Here is an 18345-nt window from a genome sequence, read left to right as displayed (position 1 = left end):
TCCGGTTACCTACTGCCATTTAACCGCCCGCAAGCCGTAATTCCCTCTGGGGCAACTCACAGCCAGAAGCGGATATTATTAACAACACGGCGGTTAATCAATGGGGAACAGGCCATAGCGGCTGTGGCCATTCTGGTGACCAATAATGTGAGAGAGTTTGCGCGGATGCCGGGTCTGGTGCAGAAAGACAGGGTTCGCTGACCGCGGACAGAACGCCATATGATGAAGGTCCGCTCTGTGCCAGAAGCGGACATCCGCGCCTTCATTCTTTGATAGAAAATTCATGCTGAAATCAGTCAAAATAAGGTTTTAGAATATCTTCAGTCCAGCTCATAAAAGCCTTTACACGCGGCGACAAATTGCGCCGGTGCGCGATGACAAATGATGCTATGAGCGGCTCGGGACGTAGATCAGGAAGTACCTCAATCAGGGCACCACGTTTGATATGCGGCATGAGCGAGGAATACCCTCCCTGAATTAAGCCTAGACCCGCCAGCCCGGCCTCATGATAAGCCGGTACGCTGTTGACTCTCATTCTGCCAGGCAACATAAGAGACTTGTAGCCATCGCCTGTCGGATACTCCCATCCGTCAGGTTTTGAACCAAAATTCCGCATGTAATGAACCATTCTGTGTCCCTGGTTGAGCAGATCATCAATCGTCTGTGGCACACCGAAGCAATCCAGATAGTCCGGGCTTGCTGCATTGATCATGCGTAAATGTCCCAGGGGTCTGGCAATAAGTGTTTCATCCACGATGGGCCCCAGACGAACCACGCAGTCGAACCCTTCAGGGACCAAATCGACACGGCGGTCGGTACTTGAAAGCTCAAGCTCCAGTTCAGGGTGTGCTTTCAGCAACGCTGGCAGGGCCGGGATTACCACGCTTTGCGCCAGGACGGCTGGCATATCAACGCGTAACCGACCCCGCAATGGCCTACCGAAATTTGTGAACATTGACCGCAAATCTTCTGCTTCCGATAACAGGTCGCGCGCGCGCGAATAGAAAGCACGTCCGTCCTCCGTAAGCTGCACGGTTCGTGTTGTACGGTGCAAAAGTGTAGTTCCCACGTCATGTTCCAGTTCACGGACCACCACTGAGGCACGTCCTTTCTTGATACCCAGACTTTCAGCGGCCTGAGTAAAACTCTTCATTTCTGCCACACGCGCAAAAATAATCAGTGCATCGAGATTTTTCATTGTTCACCATCAGGGTAACAGTGCGTTATTTTTTGGGCCATTTATGAGGATATTAATACCTAATAGACTGCATTAACACCATGTATCCCACTGACTCTCTCTGGAGGTAATCAAAATGTCTCATCCCCTGAAAACGATTAATGCCGTTGTTATCTATCACTCTGGCTACGGGCATACGGAACGGATGGCAGCTGCTGTGGCGAACGGTGCCAGTGCCACGCTGATAGCCATCGACTCCGAAGGAAATATTGCTGAAGATGCATGGGAGAAAATCAGCAAAGCCGATGTCATTCTGCTCGGTTCGCCAACCTATATGGGAGGGCCAAGCTGGCAGTTCAAAAAATTTGCCGATGCCTCGTCAAAACCCTGGTTTGAGGGTAAGTGGATTAATAAAATTTTTGGCGGCTTTACCAACAGCGCCAGCATCAATGGTGACAAGCTGAATACCCTGGCCTATTTCTTTCTGCTGGCCGGTCAGCACGGTGGTATCTGGGTCAACATGGATATCAAGTCATCAAACACAAAAGCGTCGTTGCGTGATGACCTTAACCGGATGGGATCCAATATCGGTCCAATGGCACAAACCCCCGCTGACGCTTCGCCTGAAGAGATGTCCACCGGTGATCTCGAAACGGCACGCCGGTATGGGGCACGTGTCGCAAATATTGCCGCGCAGTTTCATCCCGTTAACGCGTAAAGCTGTTAAATAAAAAGAGGCTGATAAAGTGAAATATAACCAGCTTGGCCGGACAGGCCTGTTCGTTTCGGAATTGTGTCTCGGTACGATGACCCTGGGCGGAAACGCGGATGCGGGTATGTGGTCCTCAATCGGTGCTGTCGCGCAGAAAGAAGCTAACCAACTTATCGCTCAGGCATTATCTGGCGGCATTAACTTTATTGATACTGCTGATATTTATTCCTTTGGCCAGTCTGAGCGTATAACGGGAGTGGCGCTTAAAGAGCTTGGCGTAGTACGTAGCGATATCATTCTTGCCACAAAAACGGGTGGTGTTATGGGACCCGGGCCGAACGATAAGGGTGCCTCACGCGGACACATCATGGATTCAGTGCAGCGAAGCCTGGAACGACTGCAGGTCGATTATATTGATCTGTACCAGATACATGCGAGTGATCCGGTCACACCCATAGAAGAGACACTGCGTGCTCTTGACGATCTCACACGACAGGGACTGGTCCGCAGGCAGGCTGGGTAAATCGCTTGGCCTGAGTGAAGCTCTTCACGCCACACGGTTTGAGACACTTCAAGCGTATTACTCTGTTGCCGGTCGTGACGTGGAGCGGGAACTGGTGCCACTGCTCTGCGAAGAGAAAATAGGACTCCTTGTCTGGTCACCCCTCGCCGGTGGTTTACTTTCCGGAAAATTTGGCCCTGGTGCAGCGGCAGAGAGCGATTCCCGTCGCAGCAAATTCGATTTCCCCCCGGTTGATCGCGATCTGGCGTGGCGATGCGTTGCTGAAATGCGAGTCATTGCAGACAAATACGCTGTATCGGTAAGCAGGATCGCACTAGCATGGTTACTTGCCAGGCCATGGGTTACCAGCGTGATTATCGGTGTAAAACGGATCGCCCAGCTCACCGATAATCTTGGCGCTACAGACATCGCTCTGACAGCAGAAGAACTGACGCATCTTGATGCGATAAGCGCTATGTCTCCTCATTATCCGGGATGGATGATCGAACATCAGGATGCAGAACGTTATCCCAAACCTTTCACTTTTAAAGCACAGAAATAAACCTAACCCATTGTTAACAGCTCAGCTTAGTCACGTATGTCTGTGAGCTTACGCTGAAATACAACATCACCTACGAAGGACAAAGAAAAATGAATAAAGGTTATTTAATCGCTCATGTAACTGTATCAGACCCTGTCGCTTACGCTGAATATGCCCGGGCTGCCGGAGAGGCAATGCAGGAATTCAATCCGAAGATAATTGCCTGGTCCGGGCAGTATGAAAACCTTGAGGGCGAATCACATGAACGGCATGTTGTCTTTGAGTTCGCTTCTTATACTGAGGCCAAACGTTTTTATGAAAGCCCTAGATATCAGGCAGCCAAGTCAATACGGGCAGGTGCTGCAACCGGAACGTTTGTACTGGTTGAAGGTCCGTCCTTTGACACCAAATAGTATCGTGTCTGCTTCTCGCTCTTAGCAGGCATTGGCCATAACAAATGAGATTTACCATAACGCTCTAATTGTACGCACCGCTAAAACAGGCTGGCGGCGTTTCTGACGGATAACCGGTTTAAGAGGCAACAAACCACCCGAAAAGCCGCCAGAAACGCACAGGCAGCATTTTACCCCACTGCATGACTATTCAGGTAAATGAATCAGTGCCGGATTCATCCTGATTTGTCCCTGTCAGCCTTCTTTCTGGATAATTTCGGCGGTTTTACAGGGGACATACTTTGCGTTCTGCGTGTATTCCAAGGATGATCGGCTGCCGGTTTAACATAGAACTTCGAACGCAGGTCGAAACGCGCATTCTCAACCCGCTCATGAACACTCTTCTCGTCATCAAGAGGTAAGGGCTCAGGCCCATCCACATATTTCTCACAGCCAAGTCCCCGGCTGTCGTGCAACACCGTAATCTCTACCTGAAAATTCTCACAAACCGTGACGAGCGCATGCCTGAGTCGGTAACCCTGCCCTTCTGAGCGAATCTGATACGCGCAGGTTTTGTACTGGAACGTCAGGTTCTTGGACAACACACGGCGGGCCTGATAGGAGAGAATGTAATTCAGTTCTTCCGGGGTGTGATGAATCTCCCGATGGGCATTACCGCCTTCCCGGGGCTGGGATGCAAAGCGGTCATTGTAAGGTTTCACAAATTCCGGCAGCCAGGCGTTAGCCGTTTCGATGTCACTGATATGACGAAGTCGCAGCTCTTTAACCAGCCTGTCCTGCAACGTCTGATTAGCCCGTTCAACCCGACCTTTAGCCTGCGGGGTGTTAGCATGAATCGGCGCTATGCCGAGCGTTTTCACGGCGCGGGTGAACTGCGTCAGCTCACCTTCCCTTTCCGGGTTATTAACACGGAAAATACTGTGCCGATCTGAATACAGGGCGAGAGGGAGTCCATGGTTGCCGAGATAATCTCGCAGAGTTTCCATATAAGCCCGGGTGGTTTCGGCCGGGGCGAACCGAAGGGCCATCAACGCACTGGTAGCATCATCGATAAAGACGATCAGCGTGCAGCGCGGCCCCCGTGTTTCGAACCAGTCATGCGGAGAGCCATCAATCTGGATCAGCTCCCCATAGCAAGGGCGGCGCTGCCGCCGCTGATAAATACGGGCAATTTTACGACGACGCTCTCGCCACAGCCCCTCCTCAACCATCCACTTACGCAATGTCTCAGCGGATAGCGCCAGCCCGTGAATTTCACGCAGCTTCTCGCTGGCAAAGGTGGGCCCAAAATCCGGGTATTTATCCCTGACAAGCGAGATAACGAGTGAGCAAAACTCAGGCGAGAAAGCATTATTGGGACGTTTCCCGCGACGGCGTGAAACCAGCCCCTGAGGACCTTCAACCCGGTATCGTTGAACAAGACGTTTGACCTGCCGGACCGAAATACCTATTCGCTCCGCAGCCTGGTCCTGAGTGATGTGGCGGCTGACCGACTCCCGAATAATCTGGAGCCGATCGAGCTCTTTGTGACTCATGCTAATTATCTCTTTTGCCATGAAATATCCCCCCAGAATACGATGGGTGACATTTCAGATTTGGTCAAAGGGGACATTACCGCATAGTCTTAACAACGTCATGAGTCCCTTGTAGGCCGGATAAGCGTTAGCGCCATCCGACAATATGCTGGTACGCGGCGCAGCATTCACAGCGATTTTCTGCTACCATCCTGCAACCTTAACCTGCTATCCAGGCTGCGACCTATGAAATTTGTCTCTTTTAATATCAACGGCCTGCGTGCCCGTCCCCATCAGCTACAGGCGATCGTCGAACAGCACCAGCCGGACGTCATCGGCCTGCAGGAAACCAAAGTTCACGACGATATGTTCCCGCTGGAGGACGTGGCGAAGCTGGGCTACAACGTCTTTTATCACGGCCAGAAGGGCCATTACGGCGTGGCGCTGTTGACCAAAGAGACGCCCGTTGCCGTGCGCCGCGGCTTCCCTGGCGATGATGAAGATTCCCAGCGCCGCATTATCATGGCCGAAATCCCTTCCCCCCTCGGCAACCTGACGGTGATCAACGGCTACTTCCCGCAGGGCGAAAGCCGCGACCATCCGACCAAATTCCCGGCGAAGGCGAAGTTCTATCAGGATCTGCAGGACTACCTCAACAACGAGCTGAATAAAGACAGCCCGGTGCTGATCATGGGCGACGTCAACATCAGCCCGACGGATCTGGATATCGGCATCGGCGAAGATAGCCGCAAGCGCTGGCTGCGCACCGGCAAGTGCTCCTTCCTGCCGGAAGAGCGCGAGTGGATGGATCGCCTGATTAGCTGGGGCCTGGTGGATACCTTCCGCCACGCCAACCCGGAAACTCAGGATAAATTCTCCTGGTTCGACTACCGTTCGAAAGGCTTTGACGACAACCGCGGCCTGCGTATCGACCTGCTGCTGGCCAGCCAGCCGCTGGCGGAGCGCTGCGTGGCGACGGGTATCGACTACGATATCCGCAGCATGGAGAAGCCGTCGGACCACGCCCCGGTCTGGGCGCAGTTCAAGCTGTAATTTGTCACAATAAGGAGCCGTTCGAGAATGCGTAAGCTGCTGTTCATGGCGCTGCTGGTCATCGTTACGCTGCTCCTTCTCCTTCTGCCGCCGGACACCATTAGCCTGGCGACGCTTCAGCACTACCAGTCTAAGCTTTTACTCTGGCACGCCCTGCATCCGTGGCTTGCCGCGCTGGCGTTTTTTGCCAGCTACGTTCTGGTTGCCACCCTCTCCATCCCCGGCGCGACGCTGTTGACGCTGCTGGGCGGCGCGCTATTCGGGCTGGTTCAGGGCACGCTGCTCGTGGCGCTGGGAGCCACCTGCGGCGCGACGCTTGCCATGCTGCTCAGCCGTTACCTGCTGCGCGACTGGGTGCAAAAGCGCTTTGCGAAGATGATGGCAAAGGTGAATAAAGGCATGGAGCAGGACGGGACGCGCTATCTGTTCGCAATGCGCCTGGCCCCCGTTTTCCCGTTCTTCCTGGTTAACCTGCTGATGGGGCTGACGCCGGTTTCGGTTGGCCGCTACTTTGCCGTCAGCTTCGTGGGCATGCTACCCGCCATCGTCGTTTATCTTAATGCCGGTAAGGAACTGAGCCAGCTGCGCTCGGCTGCGGATATACTCTCTCCGGGTATGATCCTGACCTTCGCGCTGATCGGTTTTCTGCCGCTGGTCTCGCGCTGGATAGCCGCTGCGGCTCAACGGCGGCGATCGTAAATCTGTCGGATGACGCTTTCGCTTATCCGACCTACTAAAATTACCCGTAGCGTTTATAAAGAGGATCTCTCCGTGCGTTTACGCTCCCTGTTGTTGTTGCTTATTGCCCTGAGCTTTTCCGCCCTCGCCCAGCCCACCGGCTGGAACGATCTGCGCCAGCAGGCCAGCGGCCAGACGGTCTGGTTCAACGCCTGGGGCGGCGACCCGGCGGTAAACAGCTATCTGGACTGGACAAGCGCGCAGGTGAAGGATCGTTACGGCATCACCCTTAAGATTGTGCATCTCGCGGACGCCGCTGAAGCGGTGAAACGCATCCAGAGCGAGGACGCGGCGGGGAGAAAAACCAACGGTTCCGTCGATCTGCTGTGGGTGAACGGCGAAAACTTCCGCACCCTCAAAACCGCCGGATTGCTTAGCGAAGGCTGGGCGGAAGCCCTGCCGGACTGGCGATATGTTGACGTCCGAAAACCCGTGCGGGAAGACTTCTCCCAGCCGGTTGACGGCGCGGAAGCCCCCTGGGGAAGCGCCCAGCTGATGCTGATCGGCGACGCCCAGCGCACGCCTGAATTCCCACGCAGCGCCGAAGCTTTGCTGACGTTTGCCAGAGCTAACCCTGGCAAGGTCAGCTACCCTCGCCCGCCGGACTTCACCGGTACGGCCTTTATTGAACAGCTGCTCATCGTGCTGACCGATGAGGCGCAGGCGTTACGCCAGGCGCCGGATCCGTCATCCTTTGATAAGGTCACGGCCCCGCTGTGGCGCTATCTTGACCAGCTTCACCCTTATCTCTGGCGCAAGGGCAAAAGCTTCCCGGCCACGCCCGCCCGCATGGACCGCATGCTGGCGGACAGCGAGCTGCTGCTCTCCGTCACCTTTAACCCCGCGCACGTGGACAATCTGATTGCCCGCAAGCAGCTGCCCGCCTCGGCACGCGCCTTTGGGTTTGAGAAGGGCATGCTCGGCAACGTTCACTTTGTGGCTATCCCCGCCAATGCAAAATCTAAAGCGGCAGCCATGGTGGTGGCCAACTTCCTGATGTCGCCGGAAGCGCAGATCCGCAAGGCTGATCCCACCGTCTGGGGCGACCCGACTATTCTGGACAGCAGGCTGCTTCCCGCGCCGCTAGGTACGCGGCTGGCGGCGCACGTTCCGGCCAGCCTTGAGCCGGTGCCGTTCCTGGCGGAGCCCCACGCCGCATGGGTTGCCGCCCTCGAAAAAGCCTGGCTTGCCCGCTACGGTGCCCGATGAACCAAAAGGTTACCCTCGCCGGGGTTCTGGCAGCGCTTGCGGCGGGCGTGGTTTTTTTACCGCTGCTGCCGGGCCTGGCGATTATGGCCTCACCGTTGCGCGACGGTGAAATCTGGCTACAGGTTTTGCAGGACGGTCAGTTTCCACTCGCGCTTCAGTCGACCGTGGTCTCAGCGTTAATCAGCGTTTGCGGCGCGCTGGCCCTTACGGTGCTGATTATCTGCGGGCTGTGGCCGGGGCCGCGCTGGCAGAGCTACGTCCGCCGCCTGCCGCTGCTGCTGGCCTTTCCCCACGTTGCCTTTGCCAGCGGCCTGCTGTTTCTGTTCAGCGCCAACGGCTGGCTCTCACGCCTGCTTCACGTTGCCTTCCCCGTCGACGGCGCTGGCCTCGGGCTGGGCCTGATGCTGGCCCTCAAGGAAGCCTGGTTTTTATTGTGGTTTGCCAGCACGCAGCTGAGCCGGAGCGAGCTCGAGCAGCAGCTTATCGTGTCGCGCTCGATGGGCTACGGCCCGCTCCACTGCCGCCTGCTGGTTATCATCCCCCAGCTTCTGCCGCGCCTGGGCTGGGCGCTGGTAGCGGTGATGGCGTACAGCCTGTCGGTAGTGGACGTGGCAATAATTCTCGGGCCGGATAACCCTCCGACGCTGGCGGTGCTGGCCTGGCAGTGGATGAACGACGGCGATCCTCAGCGGCAGGCAATGGGTATGGCGCTTTCTGCGCTGCTGGCCGTTTTACTGGCCGGATTCAGTACCGGCGGCTGGCTGCTGTGGCAGGGGTCACGCCGTCGGCTGGGGCAGTTCTCAGGGCGGCGCAGACAGGCTGACGCCCGGCTTTTTTCGTCCGCGCTTGCATCAGGATTGACCGCTATCGGCATGGCGGCAGGCGCTATTCTGCTCTGCTGGTCGCTGGCGGAAAGCTGGTTTTATCCCTCGCTGCTGCCGGAGGCCTTCAGCCTTTCCGGCTGGGACCTTGCCCGTTACGACACGCTGCTGACGACGCTCTGGCTGGCGCTGGCGAGCGGCCCGATTGCCGCACTATGCGTTCTGCTGTGGCTGGAGGGCATCCCGCGCCGCTTCGACGTTCTGCTGCTGCTGCCGCTGGTTCTTCCTGCCCTGCCGCTGGCTGCCGGGCAGTATCAGGTGCTGCTGCGCCTGGCCGGGGAAGGCACCTGGCCTGCGGTTGTCTGGAGCCATCTGCTGTGGGTCATCCCCTATGCTTTGCTGGTTCTGCGGCCCGCGTGGCAGCAGCTCGATCCCCGCCACGCCGTTGCGGCGCGGACGCTGGGCCGGTCGGGCTGGCTGGTTCTGTGGACGATCAAAACGCCGCTGCTGCTGCGTCCGCTGCTCGGGGCGCTGGCGGTTGGCTTTTCCGTGAGCGTTGCGCAATATCTCCCCACGCTTTACGCCGGGGCCGGACGCTTCGCCACCGTGACCACCGAGGCCGTGGCGCTCAGCAGCGGGGGCGATCCGCAGCAGATGGCCATTCAGGCGCTGCTGCAGGTCCTGCTGCCCGCCGGGATGTTTATCTTTACGCTGCAGGCTGCCCGCCTGGCCGGTCACTATCGACAAGGATTACGCTAATGCTGAGCGTTCGTAACTGTTCCCTTTCCCACGGCCCGCGCCCGCTGCTGCGCAACATCAGCTTTGATGCGCCAGCCGGTGAAATCATCACCCTGATGGGGCCATCGGGCGCCGGAAAATCCAGCTTTCTGAACTGGGCGGTCGGTGCGCTTCCCGCCGCGTTTACCGCAGAGGGTGAACTGTGGCTGAACGGGGAGCGCCGCGACACGCTGCCCATTGAACGGCGACGCATCGGCATTTTGTTTCAGGACGCGCTTCTGTTCCCGCATCTTAACGTCTTGCAAAATTTGCTGATGGCGATCCCGGCGGAGCTTAAGGGAGCGGCTCTTCGACGGGAACTGGCTGAACAGGCGCTTGCGGGCGCAGGGCTTGGAGGTTTCGCCAGCCGTGACCCCGCTACGCTTTCCGGCGGCGAACGCGCGCGTATCAGCGTGCTGCGCGCCCTGCTCGCTAAGCCCGAAGCGCTTCTGCTCGATGAGCCATTCTCCCGTCTCGATTTGCCTCTTCGCGCTCAGTTTCGTGAGTTCGTATGGGAGGCCTGCAGGCAGCAGTCGCTGCCCGTTGTGCTGGTGACTCACGATCCGCAGGACGTTCCCCCAGGCGGCAAAATCATCACTCTATGAGGTAACGCAAAGAACTCTTCGCCGCTCACGCGCACAATTGCGCCTCTTTGATTATCCTTCAGGTTATTAGATGAAACGTGTTTCTCAGCTAACCACCGCCCTGCTGCTTGCCGGGCTGTCATTCTCCACCCTTGCCGCGGCCCAGCCCATGACTTTTGCCCAGCTTCAGGCGCAAAAAGGAACGTTAATTGATACCCGTCCGAGCGCGTTTTATAACGGCTGGCCGCAAACCCTCAACGGTGCTGGCGGCCACGAGCCCGCCGCGCTGAATCTGTCCGCCTCCTGGCTGGGCCTGATGAGCGACGAGCAGATAGGCCAGTGGGCGAAACAGCATCAGCTTACCGACTCCGGTCCGATCGCGCTTTACGGCGGGAAAGAGGAGACGCAGGCGGTTAAATCTCGCCTGGAAAAACTCGGTTTCAGCCATATCGCACTGCTGTCGGACGGCCTGCAAAACGCCGCCCGGCTGCAAAAAATGGCCCATTTCGAACAGTTAGTGTATCCGCAGTGGATCCACGACCTTCAGCAGAAGAAGCCTGTCACCGCCGCCCCTGCCGGGGAGTGGAAGGTCATTGAGGCTGGCTGGGGCGCGCCGAAAAAATACCTGCTGAGCCATATTCCTGGCGCAGGCTATATCGACACCAACGAGGTGGAAAGCGAGCCGCTGTGGAATAAGGTTTCCGACGAGCAGCTTAAGGCGATGCTGGCAAAACATGGTATTCGCCACGACACCACCGTGGTGCTCTACGGTCGCGACGTTTATGCCGCCGCACGCGTGGCGCAGATCATGCTCTACGCCGGGGTGAAAGACGTCCGTATTCTGGACGGCGGCTGGCAAACCTGGAGCGATTCAGGCCTGCCCGTTGAGCGAGGTTTACCTGGCAAAGTTCAGCCCGCCCCTGACTTCGGCGCGCCCATTCCGGGGCAGCCGCAGCTGATGCTGAACACGGAGCAGGCCCGCGGGCTTCTGCACCGCAAGGACGCGTCGCTGGTCAGCATTCGCTCCTGGCCGGAGTTTATCGGCACCACCAGCGGCTACAGCTACATCAAGCCAAAAGGTGAGATCGCAGGCGCCCGCTGGGGCCACGCCGGTTCGGACTCCACCCACATGGAAGATTTCCATAACCCGGACGGCACCATGCGCACCGCCGACGATATTGCCGCAATGTGGAAAAGCTGGAATATCACCCCGGATCAGCAGGTCGCATTTTACTGCGGCACCGGCTGGCGCGCATCGGAAACGTTCATGTATGCCAGAGCGATGGGCTGGAAAAACGTGGGCGTTTACGACGGCGGCTGGTACGAATGGAGCGCGGATCCTAAAAACCCGGTAGAAAGCGGGGATCGCAAGCCGGAGTAAGCTGGCGTCATGGTGATTAGCCCTTATCGAAAGCAAAAAAATACCCGGCCTTAGCCGGGTATTTGCTTTTCGGAACGAAGATCAGCGGCGGGCGCGGACGACCTGATATTTGCGGGTCAGGTACTCGACCGGCGCGCTCCAGACGTGCACCAGACGGGTGAACGGGAACAGCAGGAACATGGTCATGCCCAGCACCAGGTGCACGCGGAAGATAAACGCCACGCCGTCCAGATGCTCAGATGCTCCGCCGTGGAAGGTCACCACGGACTGCGCCCAGCCCACCAGCTTCATCATTTCGCTGCCGTCCATATGCTGCGCCGAGAACGGAATGGTCAGCAGACCCAGCGCGCACTGAACCACCAGCAGCGTGAGGATCAGGATATCTGCTGCGGTAGACGTTGCACGAACGCGTGGGTTGAACAGACGGCGTTTGAGCAGCAGGATGCCGCCTACCAGCGTCATCACGCCACACGCACCACCGGCAAGCATCGCCATTTTCTGCTTCACGTCGATCGGCAGGAAAGACTCATACATCCAGTGCGGCGTCAGCATGCCCAGGAAGTGCCCGGCAAAAATCCCCAGAATGCCGATGTGGAACAGGTTCGACGCCAGGTTCATACCCTTTCTGTCCAGCATCTGGCTTGAGCCCGCTTTCCAGGAGTACTGGCCATAGTCGTAACGCAGCCAGCTGCCTACCAGAAATACCGTACCGCAAAGGTATGGATAGATGTCAAAGAAGAACACATTCAGAAAATGCATTATCACTGTCCTCCGATATTCAGATACTGCGGAGCGACGGCCCCGGCAAAACGACGCTGGTGGCTGCTGATTTCAGATTCGCCGCAGCCCTGGTCGGCAATAAATTTCACCTGCTCTTCTTCCCACACCGCGTCCAGCGCCTGAGGCGTATCGTCACGGGCTTCATCGGCGATCTGCTTGCTGACGCTTTCCACCGCCACGCTGCTTTGGGAAAGGCCAATCATCACCTCGAACAGCACCGCGTACTTGCTTTCGCGCTGCTTAAGGCGTGCGCCCAGCAGGGCCAGAATCGGCGCGATGTCCTGCAGGCCGCCGCGTGCTTCCTCAGCAGAACGCTGGGAGAGGTACTCCAGATAGAGCGGCAGGTGGTCCGGCAGCTCGCGGCTGTCGATTTCCATGCCGGCCTGCTCGTACTGGCCCATCAGGTTCACCATCGCCTGACCGCGATCCCTGGACTCACCGTGAACGTGTTCAAACAGCAGCAGGGAGGTTGCGCGGCCGCGGTCGAACAGTTCGCTGTAGCTCGCCTGGGCATCGAGCAAATCGCCGCCGCAAAGCGTGGCGATAAACTCGTTCAGCTGCGCGGCCTGCTGCAGATCCAGCTCAGCGCCTTCGGCTAACGCGTCGCGAAGCTCCTGCTGGTGCTGCCACAGGGCAGCATCCGGGTATTCGAGCAGGCGTGAAATTACCAGAAGTTCAATCATGCTTGCGGCTCCGTTTTGCTGGAAACGTCAATGGCGTCGATGCGGCGGCTGTTGAACAGGTTGAACTTAGAGTCCGACCCGTGGCAGCCGTCGCCGAAGCTGAAGCCGCACCCTTTGCTTTCCGGGAAGGCTTCTGCCGCCAGCTCGCGGTGGCTGGACGGCACCACGAAACGGTCTTCGTAGTTGGCAATCGCCAGGTAGCGATACATTTCCTGCGCCTGGGCTTCGGTCAGGCCGACCTCTTCCAGCGCGCGGGTATCGGTAACGCCTTCCACGGTTTCAGCACGCTTATAATGGCGCATCGCCATCATACGTTTCAGGGCGCGCAGCACCGGCGCGGTGTCCCCTGCGGTCAGCAGGTTCGCCAGGTACTCCACCGGAATACGCAGGCTTTCCACGTCAGGCAGAATGCCGGTATGCGGCAGCTCACCCGCATCGGCCGCAGACTGAATTGGCGACAGCGGCGGCACGTACCAGACCATCGGCAGCGTGCGGTATTCCGGGTGCAGCGGCAGCGCCAGCTTCCAGTCCATCGCCATTTTGTAAACCGGCGACTGCTGGGCGGCGGTGATGACGCTGTGCGGAATGCCGTCTTTCAGAGCCTGCTCGATAATTTTCGGGTCGTTAGGGTCAAGGAAGATCCCCAGCTGACGCTCATATAGATCCTGCTCGCTCTCGGTGCTTGCTGCCTGCTCGATGGCGTCCGCATCGTAAAGCAGCACGCCGAGGTAGCGGATACGGCCTACGCAGGTTTCGGAGCAGACGGTCGGCTGACCGGCTTCGATACGCGGGTAGCAGAAGATGCACTTCTCTGACTTGCCGCTCTTCCAGTTAAAGTAGATTTTCTTGTACGGGCAGCCGGTGATGCACATACGCCAGCCGCGGCACTTGTCCTGGTCGATCAGCACGATGCCGTCTTCTTCACGCTTGTAGATGGCGCCGCTCGGGCAGGTCGCCACGCACGCCGGGTTCAGACAGTGCTCGCACAGGCGCGGCAGGTAGGCCATGAAGGTGTTTTCGAACTGGCCGTACATCGCCTTCTGCATGTTTTCGAAGTTCTGATCTTTGGCGCGCTTTTCAAATTCGCCGCCGAGGATCTCTTCCCAGTTCGGGCCCGCTTCGATTTTGTTCATGCGCTGGCCGGTGATCAGCGAGCGCGGACGGGCGATCGGCTGATGCTTGCCTTCCGGCGCGTTGTGCAGGTGCTGGTAGTCGTAGTCAAACGGCTCGTAGTAATCGTCGATGCCCGGCAGGTGCGGGTTGGCGAAGATTTTACCCAGCAGCAGAGCACGGTTACCCATGCGCGGCTGCAGCTTGCCGTTGATTTTACGGATCCAGCCGCCTTTCCATTTCTCCTGGTTTTCCCAGTCGTTCGGGTAGCCAATGCCCGGCTTGGTTTCCACGTTGTTAAACCACGCGTACTCCATGCCTTCACGGCTGGTCCAGACGTTTTTACAGGTCACAGAACAGGTGTGACAGCCGATGCATTTATCAAGATTCAGCACCATGCCGACTTGTGAACGAATTTTCATTTTACGCTCTCCTGTTTCTGGTCGTTGCCTTCACCGTCTAACCAGTTAATGTCTTTCATCTTGCGGACCACCACGAACTCATCACGGTTGGAGCCCACGGTGCCGTAGTAGTTGAAGCCGTAAGCCAGCTGCGCGTAGCCACCAATCATATGGGTTGGTTTAGGGCTGATGCGGGTCACCGAGTTATGGATACCGCCGCGCTGGCCGGTGATTTCAGAACCCGGCAGGTTCACGATACGTTCCTGGGCGTGGTACATCATCGTCATGCCTTCCGGCACGCGCTGGCTCACTACCGCACGCGCCGTCAGCGCGCCGTTTGTGTTGAACACTTCAATCCAGTCGTTATCTTCGATACCCAGATCTTTCGCATCGATTTCACTCATCCAGACGATCGGGCCGCCGCGTGACAGGGTCAGCATCAGCAGGTTGTCGCTGTAGGTGGAGTGAATGCCCCATTTCTGGTGCGGCGTCAGGAAGTTCAGCGCCTTTTCCGGGTTACCGTTGGATTTTTTACCCATCACGCCTTTCACGGAGCGGGTATCAATCGGCGGACGGTAAACCAGCAGGCTTTCGCCAAAATCACGCATCCACTGGTGATCCTGATACAGCTGCTGGCGGCCGGACAGGGTGCGCCATGGGATCAGCTCGTGGACGTTGGTGTAACCGGCGTTATAGGAAACGTGCTCATCTTCAAGGCCGGACCAGGTCGGGCTGGAGATGATTTTGCGCGGCTGCGCCTGGATATCGCGGAAGCGGATTTTCTCCTCTTCTTTGTTGGTCGCCAGGTGCGTGTGGTCGCGGCCGGTAAACTCGCTGAGCGCGGCCCAGGCTTTCACCGCGACGTGGCCGTTGGTTTCCGGTGCCAGGGTCAGGATCATTTCAGCGGCGTCGATGGCCGTGTTGATCATCGGCTGGCCTTTCGCCGGGCCGTCTGCCTTGGTGTAGTTGAGCTTGCGCAGCAGATCCATTTCGGTCTGGGTGTTCCAGGCAATGCCCTTCCCGCCGTTGCCGATGGTTTCCATCAGCGGACCGATGGAGGTAAAGCGCTCGTAGGTCGCCGGGTAGTCACGTTCAACCGTCATAAGGTGCGGAGCCGTCTTGCCCGGGATCAGGTCGCATTCGCCTTTTTTCCAGTCCATCACGCCGAACGGCTGAGCCAACTCTGCGGCGGAGTCGTGCTGGATTGGCAGCGTCACAACATCGGTTTCTTTCCCTAAGTGGCCGACGCACACTTCGGAGAATTTCTTCGCGATATCCTTGTAGATATCCCAGTCGCTCTTCGAGTCCCATGCCGGGTCAACGGCGGCGGAAAGCGGGTGAATAAACGGATGCATATCCGAAGTATTCATGTCGTCTTTCTCATACCAGGTCGCCGTTGGCAGCACGATATCGGAGTACAGGCAGGTGCTCGACAGGCGGAAGTCCAGCGTCACCACCAGATCCAGCTTGCCGTCGAGGCCGTTATCCACCCACTCAACTTCTTCCGGCATCACGCCGCCTTCTTTGCCCAGATCCTTACCCTGAATACCGTTTTCGGTACCGAGCAGGTACTTAAGCATGTACTCGTGGCCCTTGCCGGAGGAACCCAGCAGGTTTGAACGCCAGACGAACAGGTTGCGCGGGTGGTTGTTGCCCGCATCCGGCTGTTCCGCCGCAAAGCGAATATCACCGCTTTTCAGCTGCTGAGCGGTGAAGTCGGCCGCGCTCATGCCAGCCGCTTTCGCCTGCGCCGCGATGTTCAGCGGGTTGGTGTTCAGCTGCGGCGAGGAAGGCAGCCAGCCCATGCGTTCTGCACGCACGTTAAAGTCGATCAGGTGGCCACTGTAGCGGGATTTGTCCGCCAGCGGGGAGAGCAGCTCTTCCGCAGTCAGCGACTCGTAGCGCCACTGGCTGGAATGGTTATAGAAGAACGAGGTGCTGTTCATGTGGCGCGGCGGGCGCTGCCAGTCAAGGGCAAACGCCAGCGGGGTCCAGCCGGTTTGCGGACGCAGCTTTTCCTGGCCCACGTAGTGCGCCCAGCCGCCGCCGCTCTGGCCGACGCAGCCGCAGAAGATCAGCATGTTGATCAGGCCGCGGTAGTTCATGTCCATGTGGAACCAGTGGTTCATCCCGGCGCCGACGATGATCATTGAGCGGCCGTGCGTTTTATCGGCGTTGTCGGCAAACTCACGGGCGATGCGCACGATATTCTGACGGGAAACGCCGGTGATCTGCTCGGCCCACGCTGGGGTATAAGCTTTGACTTCGTCGTAGCTGGAAGCGCAGTTTTCATCGTTCAGACCGCGTTCCAGGCCGTAGTTCGCCAGGGTCAGATCGTAAACGGTGGTCACCAGCGCGCTGGAACCGTCTGCCAGCTGAATACGCTTAACCGGCAGTTTATGCATCAGCACGTTATCGAGTTTAACGTTGCTGAAGTGCTCGGAGCTTTCGCCGCCGAAGTAAGGGAAGCCCACTTCGGCCACTTCGTCGTGGCTGCCCAGCAGGCTCAGGCGCAGCTCGGCCTCTTCGCCGCTGCTGCCGTCGCGCTGTTCGAGGTTCCACTTGCCCTTCTCGCCCCAGCGGTAGCCGATAGAGCCGTTCGGTGCCAGCAGCTCGCCGTTCTGGTTATCCAGAGCAACGGTTTTCCACTGCGGATTGTTTTCCTGGCCCAGGCCGTCAACCAGGTCGGATGCTCGCAGCATGCGGCCCGCGGCATAAAACCCGTCGCGCTCTTCGAGCATCACCAGCATCGGCATGTCGGTGTAGCGACGCACGTAGTCGGTGAAGTACTGGCTTGGGTTATCCAGGTGGAACTCACGCAGCATGACGTGGCCCATCGCCAGCGCCATCGCGGCATCGGTACCCTGCTTCGGCGCCAGCCACTGGTCGCAAAGCTTGGCGATTTCCGCGTAGTCCGGCGTTACGGCTACTGTTTTAGTCCCTTTGTAACGCACTTCGGTAAAGAAGTGGGCGTCCGGGGTACGGGTCTGCGGCACGTTAGAGCCCCAGGCCATGATGTAGCTGGAGTTGTACCAGTCGGCGGACTCAGGCACGTCGGTTTGCTCGCCCCAGGTCATCGGTGACGCAGGCGGCAGGTCGCAGTACCAGTCGTAGAAGCTCAGGCAGGTCCCGCCAATCAGGGAGATATAGCGAGCGCCAGCGGCGTAGGAAACCATCGACATCGCCGGGATTGGCGAGAAGCCCGCTATTCGGTCAGGACCGTAAGTTTTCGCGGTAAAGACGTTGGACGCCGCAATCAGCTCGTTCACTTCCTGCCAGCTTGAGCGGACAAAACCACCGCGACCACGGGCCTGTTTATAGCTTTTTGCTTTTTCCGGGTCGTTGATGATGGATGCCCACGCGTCGACCGGGTCGGCGTGCACGGTTTTGGCTTCGCGCCACAGCTTGATCAGACGCTTACGCATCAGCGGGTATTTCAGGCGGTTCGCGCTGTAGAGATACCAGGAGTAGCTGGCGCCGCGAGGGCAGCCGCGTGGCTCATGGTTTGGCATATCCGGGCGGGTTCGCGGGTAGTCGGTCTGCTGGGTTTCCCAGGTGACGAGGCCGCTTTTAACGTAAATCTTCCAGCTGCATGAACCGGTGCAGTTTACACCGTGGGTGGAGCGCACAACTTTGTCGTGCTGCCAGCGCTGGCGGTAGCCTTCTTCCCAGTCACGGTTGGTATCGAGCAGCTGGCCATGTCCGTCGGCAAAGGTGTCGCCCTTCTGTTTGAAGTAACGAAACCGGTCAAGAAACTTACTCATCGGGATTCTCCTGATGTGGAGCCTGGAGGCTCTTCTGTGAAATCGACATTGCAGATTTGCTGGCACGGTATCGCGCGGTAAGGACGGGAGAATTGATAACGATCAACACCGGCGGCGCTGGCCGACGGCCCCGAAAAACCAGATACCACCAAAGTGGCATGGCGAGAAATTTCTCATTTTATTGT

General features: G+C 58.0%; 14 protein-coding genes and 2 pseudogenes. 10 read left to right on the top strand and 6 right to left on the bottom strand.

The window, feature by feature from the left end; translation table 11 throughout:
- Window positions 1-201 (top strand): annotated as a pseudogene (locus AAE045_RS18865) (hypothetical protein); the annotation flags it as partial.
- A gap of 91 nt (window positions 202-292) precedes the next feature.
- Here AAE045_RS18865 and AAE045_RS18860 read toward each other — a convergent pair.
- Window positions 293-1198 carry a LysR substrate-binding domain-containing protein gene (locus AAE045_RS18860; RefSeq protein ID WP_455549020.1) on the bottom strand — a complete coding sequence of 302 codons (906 nt, stop codon included), beginning with the start codon at window positions 1196-1198 and terminating at the stop codon, window positions 293-295.
- Window positions 1199-1313: 115 nt separating this feature from the next.
- On the opposite strand from AAE045_RS18860, the gene AAE045_RS18855 reads away from it, so the two are divergent.
- The 3 genes and pseudogenes from AAE045_RS18855 (at window position 1314) to AAE045_RS18845 (ending at window position 3345) form a co-directional block, all read left to right on the top strand.
- Entirely contained in the window at window positions 1314-1895 is a 582-nt protein-coding gene (locus tag AAE045_RS18855) for a flavodoxin family protein (RefSeq protein WP_455549019.1), read from the top strand.
- Between the two features lie 28 nt (window positions 1896-1923).
- Window positions 1924-2953: pseudogene (locus tag AAE045_RS18850) on the top strand (aldo/keto reductase).
- Window positions 2954-3042: 89 nt separating this feature from the next.
- Window positions 3043-3345, top strand: a complete 303-nt coding sequence (locus tag AAE045_RS18845; protein WP_455549018.1) for a DUF1330 domain-containing protein — start codon at window positions 3043-3045, stop codon at window positions 3343-3345.
- A gap of 215 nt (window positions 3346-3560) precedes the next feature.
- Here AAE045_RS18845 and AAE045_RS18840 read toward each other — a convergent pair whose 3' ends face one another.
- Window positions 3561-4901 carry an ISNCY family transposase gene (locus AAE045_RS18840; RefSeq protein WP_455549017.1) on the bottom strand — a complete coding sequence of 447 codons (1341 nt, stop codon included), beginning with the start codon at window positions 4899-4901 and terminating at the stop codon, window positions 3561-3563.
- Between the two features lie 204 nt (window positions 4902-5105).
- Between AAE045_RS18840 and xthA the strand changes: the two genes are divergently transcribed.
- The 6 genes from xthA (at window position 5106) to AAE045_RS18810 (ending at window position 11422) form a co-directional block, all read left to right on the top strand.
- A complete protein-coding gene (gene xthA / locus AAE045_RS18835) occupies window positions 5106-5912 on the top strand; it encodes an exodeoxyribonuclease III (RefSeq protein ID WP_455549016.1) in 807 nt (268 codons plus the stop codon).
- Between the two features lie 27 nt (window positions 5913-5939).
- Window positions 5940-6611 (top strand): TVP38/TMEM64 family protein, encoded by a 672-nt coding sequence (locus AAE045_RS18830; RefSeq protein WP_455549015.1) that lies wholly within the window; start codon window positions 5940-5942, stop codon window positions 6609-6611.
- Window positions 6612-6683: 72 nt separating this feature from the next.
- On the top strand, window positions 6684-7859 hold the full coding sequence (locus tag AAE045_RS18825; protein ID WP_455549014.1) for an ABC transporter substrate-binding protein: 1176 nt from the start codon (window positions 6684-6686) through the stop codon (window positions 7857-7859).
- On the top strand, window positions 7856-9439 hold the full coding sequence (locus AAE045_RS18820) for an ABC transporter permease subunit (protein WP_455549013.1): 1584 nt from the start codon (window positions 7856-7858) through the stop codon (window positions 9437-9439). The genes AAE045_RS18825 and AAE045_RS18820 overlap by 4 nt, the downstream gene beginning before the upstream one ends.
- The gene (locus AAE045_RS18815; protein WP_455549012.1) at window positions 9439-10062 is read left to right on the top strand and encodes an ATP-binding cassette domain-containing protein; all 624 of its coding nucleotides are present in this window, start codon (window positions 9439-9441) and stop codon (window positions 10060-10062) included. The genes AAE045_RS18820 and AAE045_RS18815 overlap by 1 nt, the downstream gene beginning before the upstream one ends.
- 70 nt (window positions 10063-10132) lie before the next feature.
- Window positions 10133-11422 carry a sulfurtransferase gene (locus tag AAE045_RS18810; RefSeq protein ID WP_455549011.1) on the top strand — a complete coding sequence of 430 codons (1290 nt, stop codon included), beginning with the start codon at window positions 10133-10135 and terminating at the stop codon, window positions 11420-11422.
- An 81-nt stretch (window positions 11423-11503) separates the two neighbouring features.
- Here AAE045_RS18810 and narI read toward each other — a convergent pair whose 3' ends face one another.
- From narI to AAE045_RS18790, 4 genes are read right to left on the bottom strand one after another with little or no spacing between them, the layout of a single operon-like run.
- On the bottom strand, window positions 11504-12181 hold the full coding sequence (gene narI / locus AAE045_RS18805; protein ID WP_455549010.1) for a respiratory nitrate reductase subunit gamma: 678 nt from the start codon (window positions 12179-12181) through the stop codon (window positions 11504-11506).
- A gap of 2 nt (window positions 12182-12183) precedes the next feature.
- Entirely contained in the window at window positions 12184-12885 is a 702-nt protein-coding gene (narJ, locus tag AAE045_RS18800) for a nitrate reductase molybdenum cofactor assembly chaperone (protein ID WP_455549009.1), read from the bottom strand.
- Window positions 12882-14417, bottom strand: a complete 1536-nt coding sequence (gene narH / locus AAE045_RS18795) for a nitrate reductase subunit beta (protein WP_455549008.1) — start codon at window positions 14415-14417, stop codon at window positions 12882-12884. Before narH ends, narJ begins: the two co-directional genes overlap by 4 nt.
- Window positions 14414-18160, bottom strand: coding sequence for a nitrate reductase subunit alpha (locus AAE045_RS18790; protein WP_455549007.1), 3747 nt, complete (start codon window positions 18158-18160; stop codon window positions 14414-14416). The genes narH and AAE045_RS18790 overlap by 4 nt, the downstream gene beginning before the upstream one ends.
- Between the last annotated feature and the right edge of the window lie 185 nt (window positions 18161-18345).

The organism is Dryocola clanedunensis (assembly GCF_038405435.1).
Classification (GTDB): Bacteria; Pseudomonadota; Gammaproteobacteria; order Enterobacterales; family Enterobacteriaceae; genus Dryocola; species Dryocola clanedunensis_A.
The sequence above is the reverse complement of the archived record's forward strand: the minus strand, read 5'-3'. Positions and strand labels throughout refer to the sequence as shown.

Coding starts and splice junctions, on each gene's coding strand:
- AAE045_RS18860 (WP_455549020.1), bottom strand. CDS start 1,198: ATGAAAAATCTCGATGCACTGATTATTTTTGCGCGTGTGGCAGAAATG.
- AAE045_RS18855 (WP_455549019.1), top strand. CDS start 1,314: ATGTCTCATCCCCTGAAAACGATTAATGCCGTTGTTATCTATCACTCT.
- AAE045_RS18845 (WP_455549018.1), top strand. CDS start 3,043: ATGAATAAAGGTTATTTAATCGCTCATGTAACTGTATCAGACCCTGTC.
- AAE045_RS18840 (WP_455549017.1), bottom strand. CDS start 4,901: ATGGCAAAAGAGATAATTAGCATGAGTCACAAAGAGCTCGATCGGCTC.
- xthA (WP_455549016.1), top strand. CDS start 5,106: ATGAAATTTGTCTCTTTTAATATCAACGGCCTGCGTGCCCGTCCCCAT.
- AAE045_RS18830 (WP_455549015.1), top strand. CDS start 5,940: ATGCGTAAGCTGCTGTTCATGGCGCTGCTGGTCATCGTTACGCTGCTC.
- AAE045_RS18820 (WP_455549013.1), top strand. CDS start 7,856: ATGAACCAAAAGGTTACCCTCGCCGGGGTTCTGGCAGCGCTTGCGGCG.
- AAE045_RS18815 (WP_455549012.1), top strand. CDS start 9,439: ATGCTGAGCGTTCGTAACTGTTCCCTTTCCCACGGCCCGCGCCCGCTG.
- AAE045_RS18810 (WP_455549011.1), top strand. CDS start 10,133: ATGAAACGTGTTTCTCAGCTAACCACCGCCCTGCTGCTTGCCGGGCTG.
- narI (WP_455549010.1), bottom strand. CDS start 12,181: ATGCATTTTCTGAATGTGTTCTTCTTTGACATCTATCCATACCTTTGC.
- narJ (WP_455549009.1), bottom strand. CDS start 12,885: ATGATTGAACTTCTGGTAATTTCACGCCTGCTCGAATACCCGGATGCT.
- narH (WP_455549008.1), bottom strand. CDS start 14,417: ATGAAAATTCGTTCACAAGTCGGCATGGTGCTGAATCTTGATAAATGC.
- AAE045_RS18790 (WP_455549007.1), bottom strand. CDS start 18,160: ATGAGTAAGTTTCTTGACCGGTTTCGTTACTTCAAACAGAAGGGCGAC.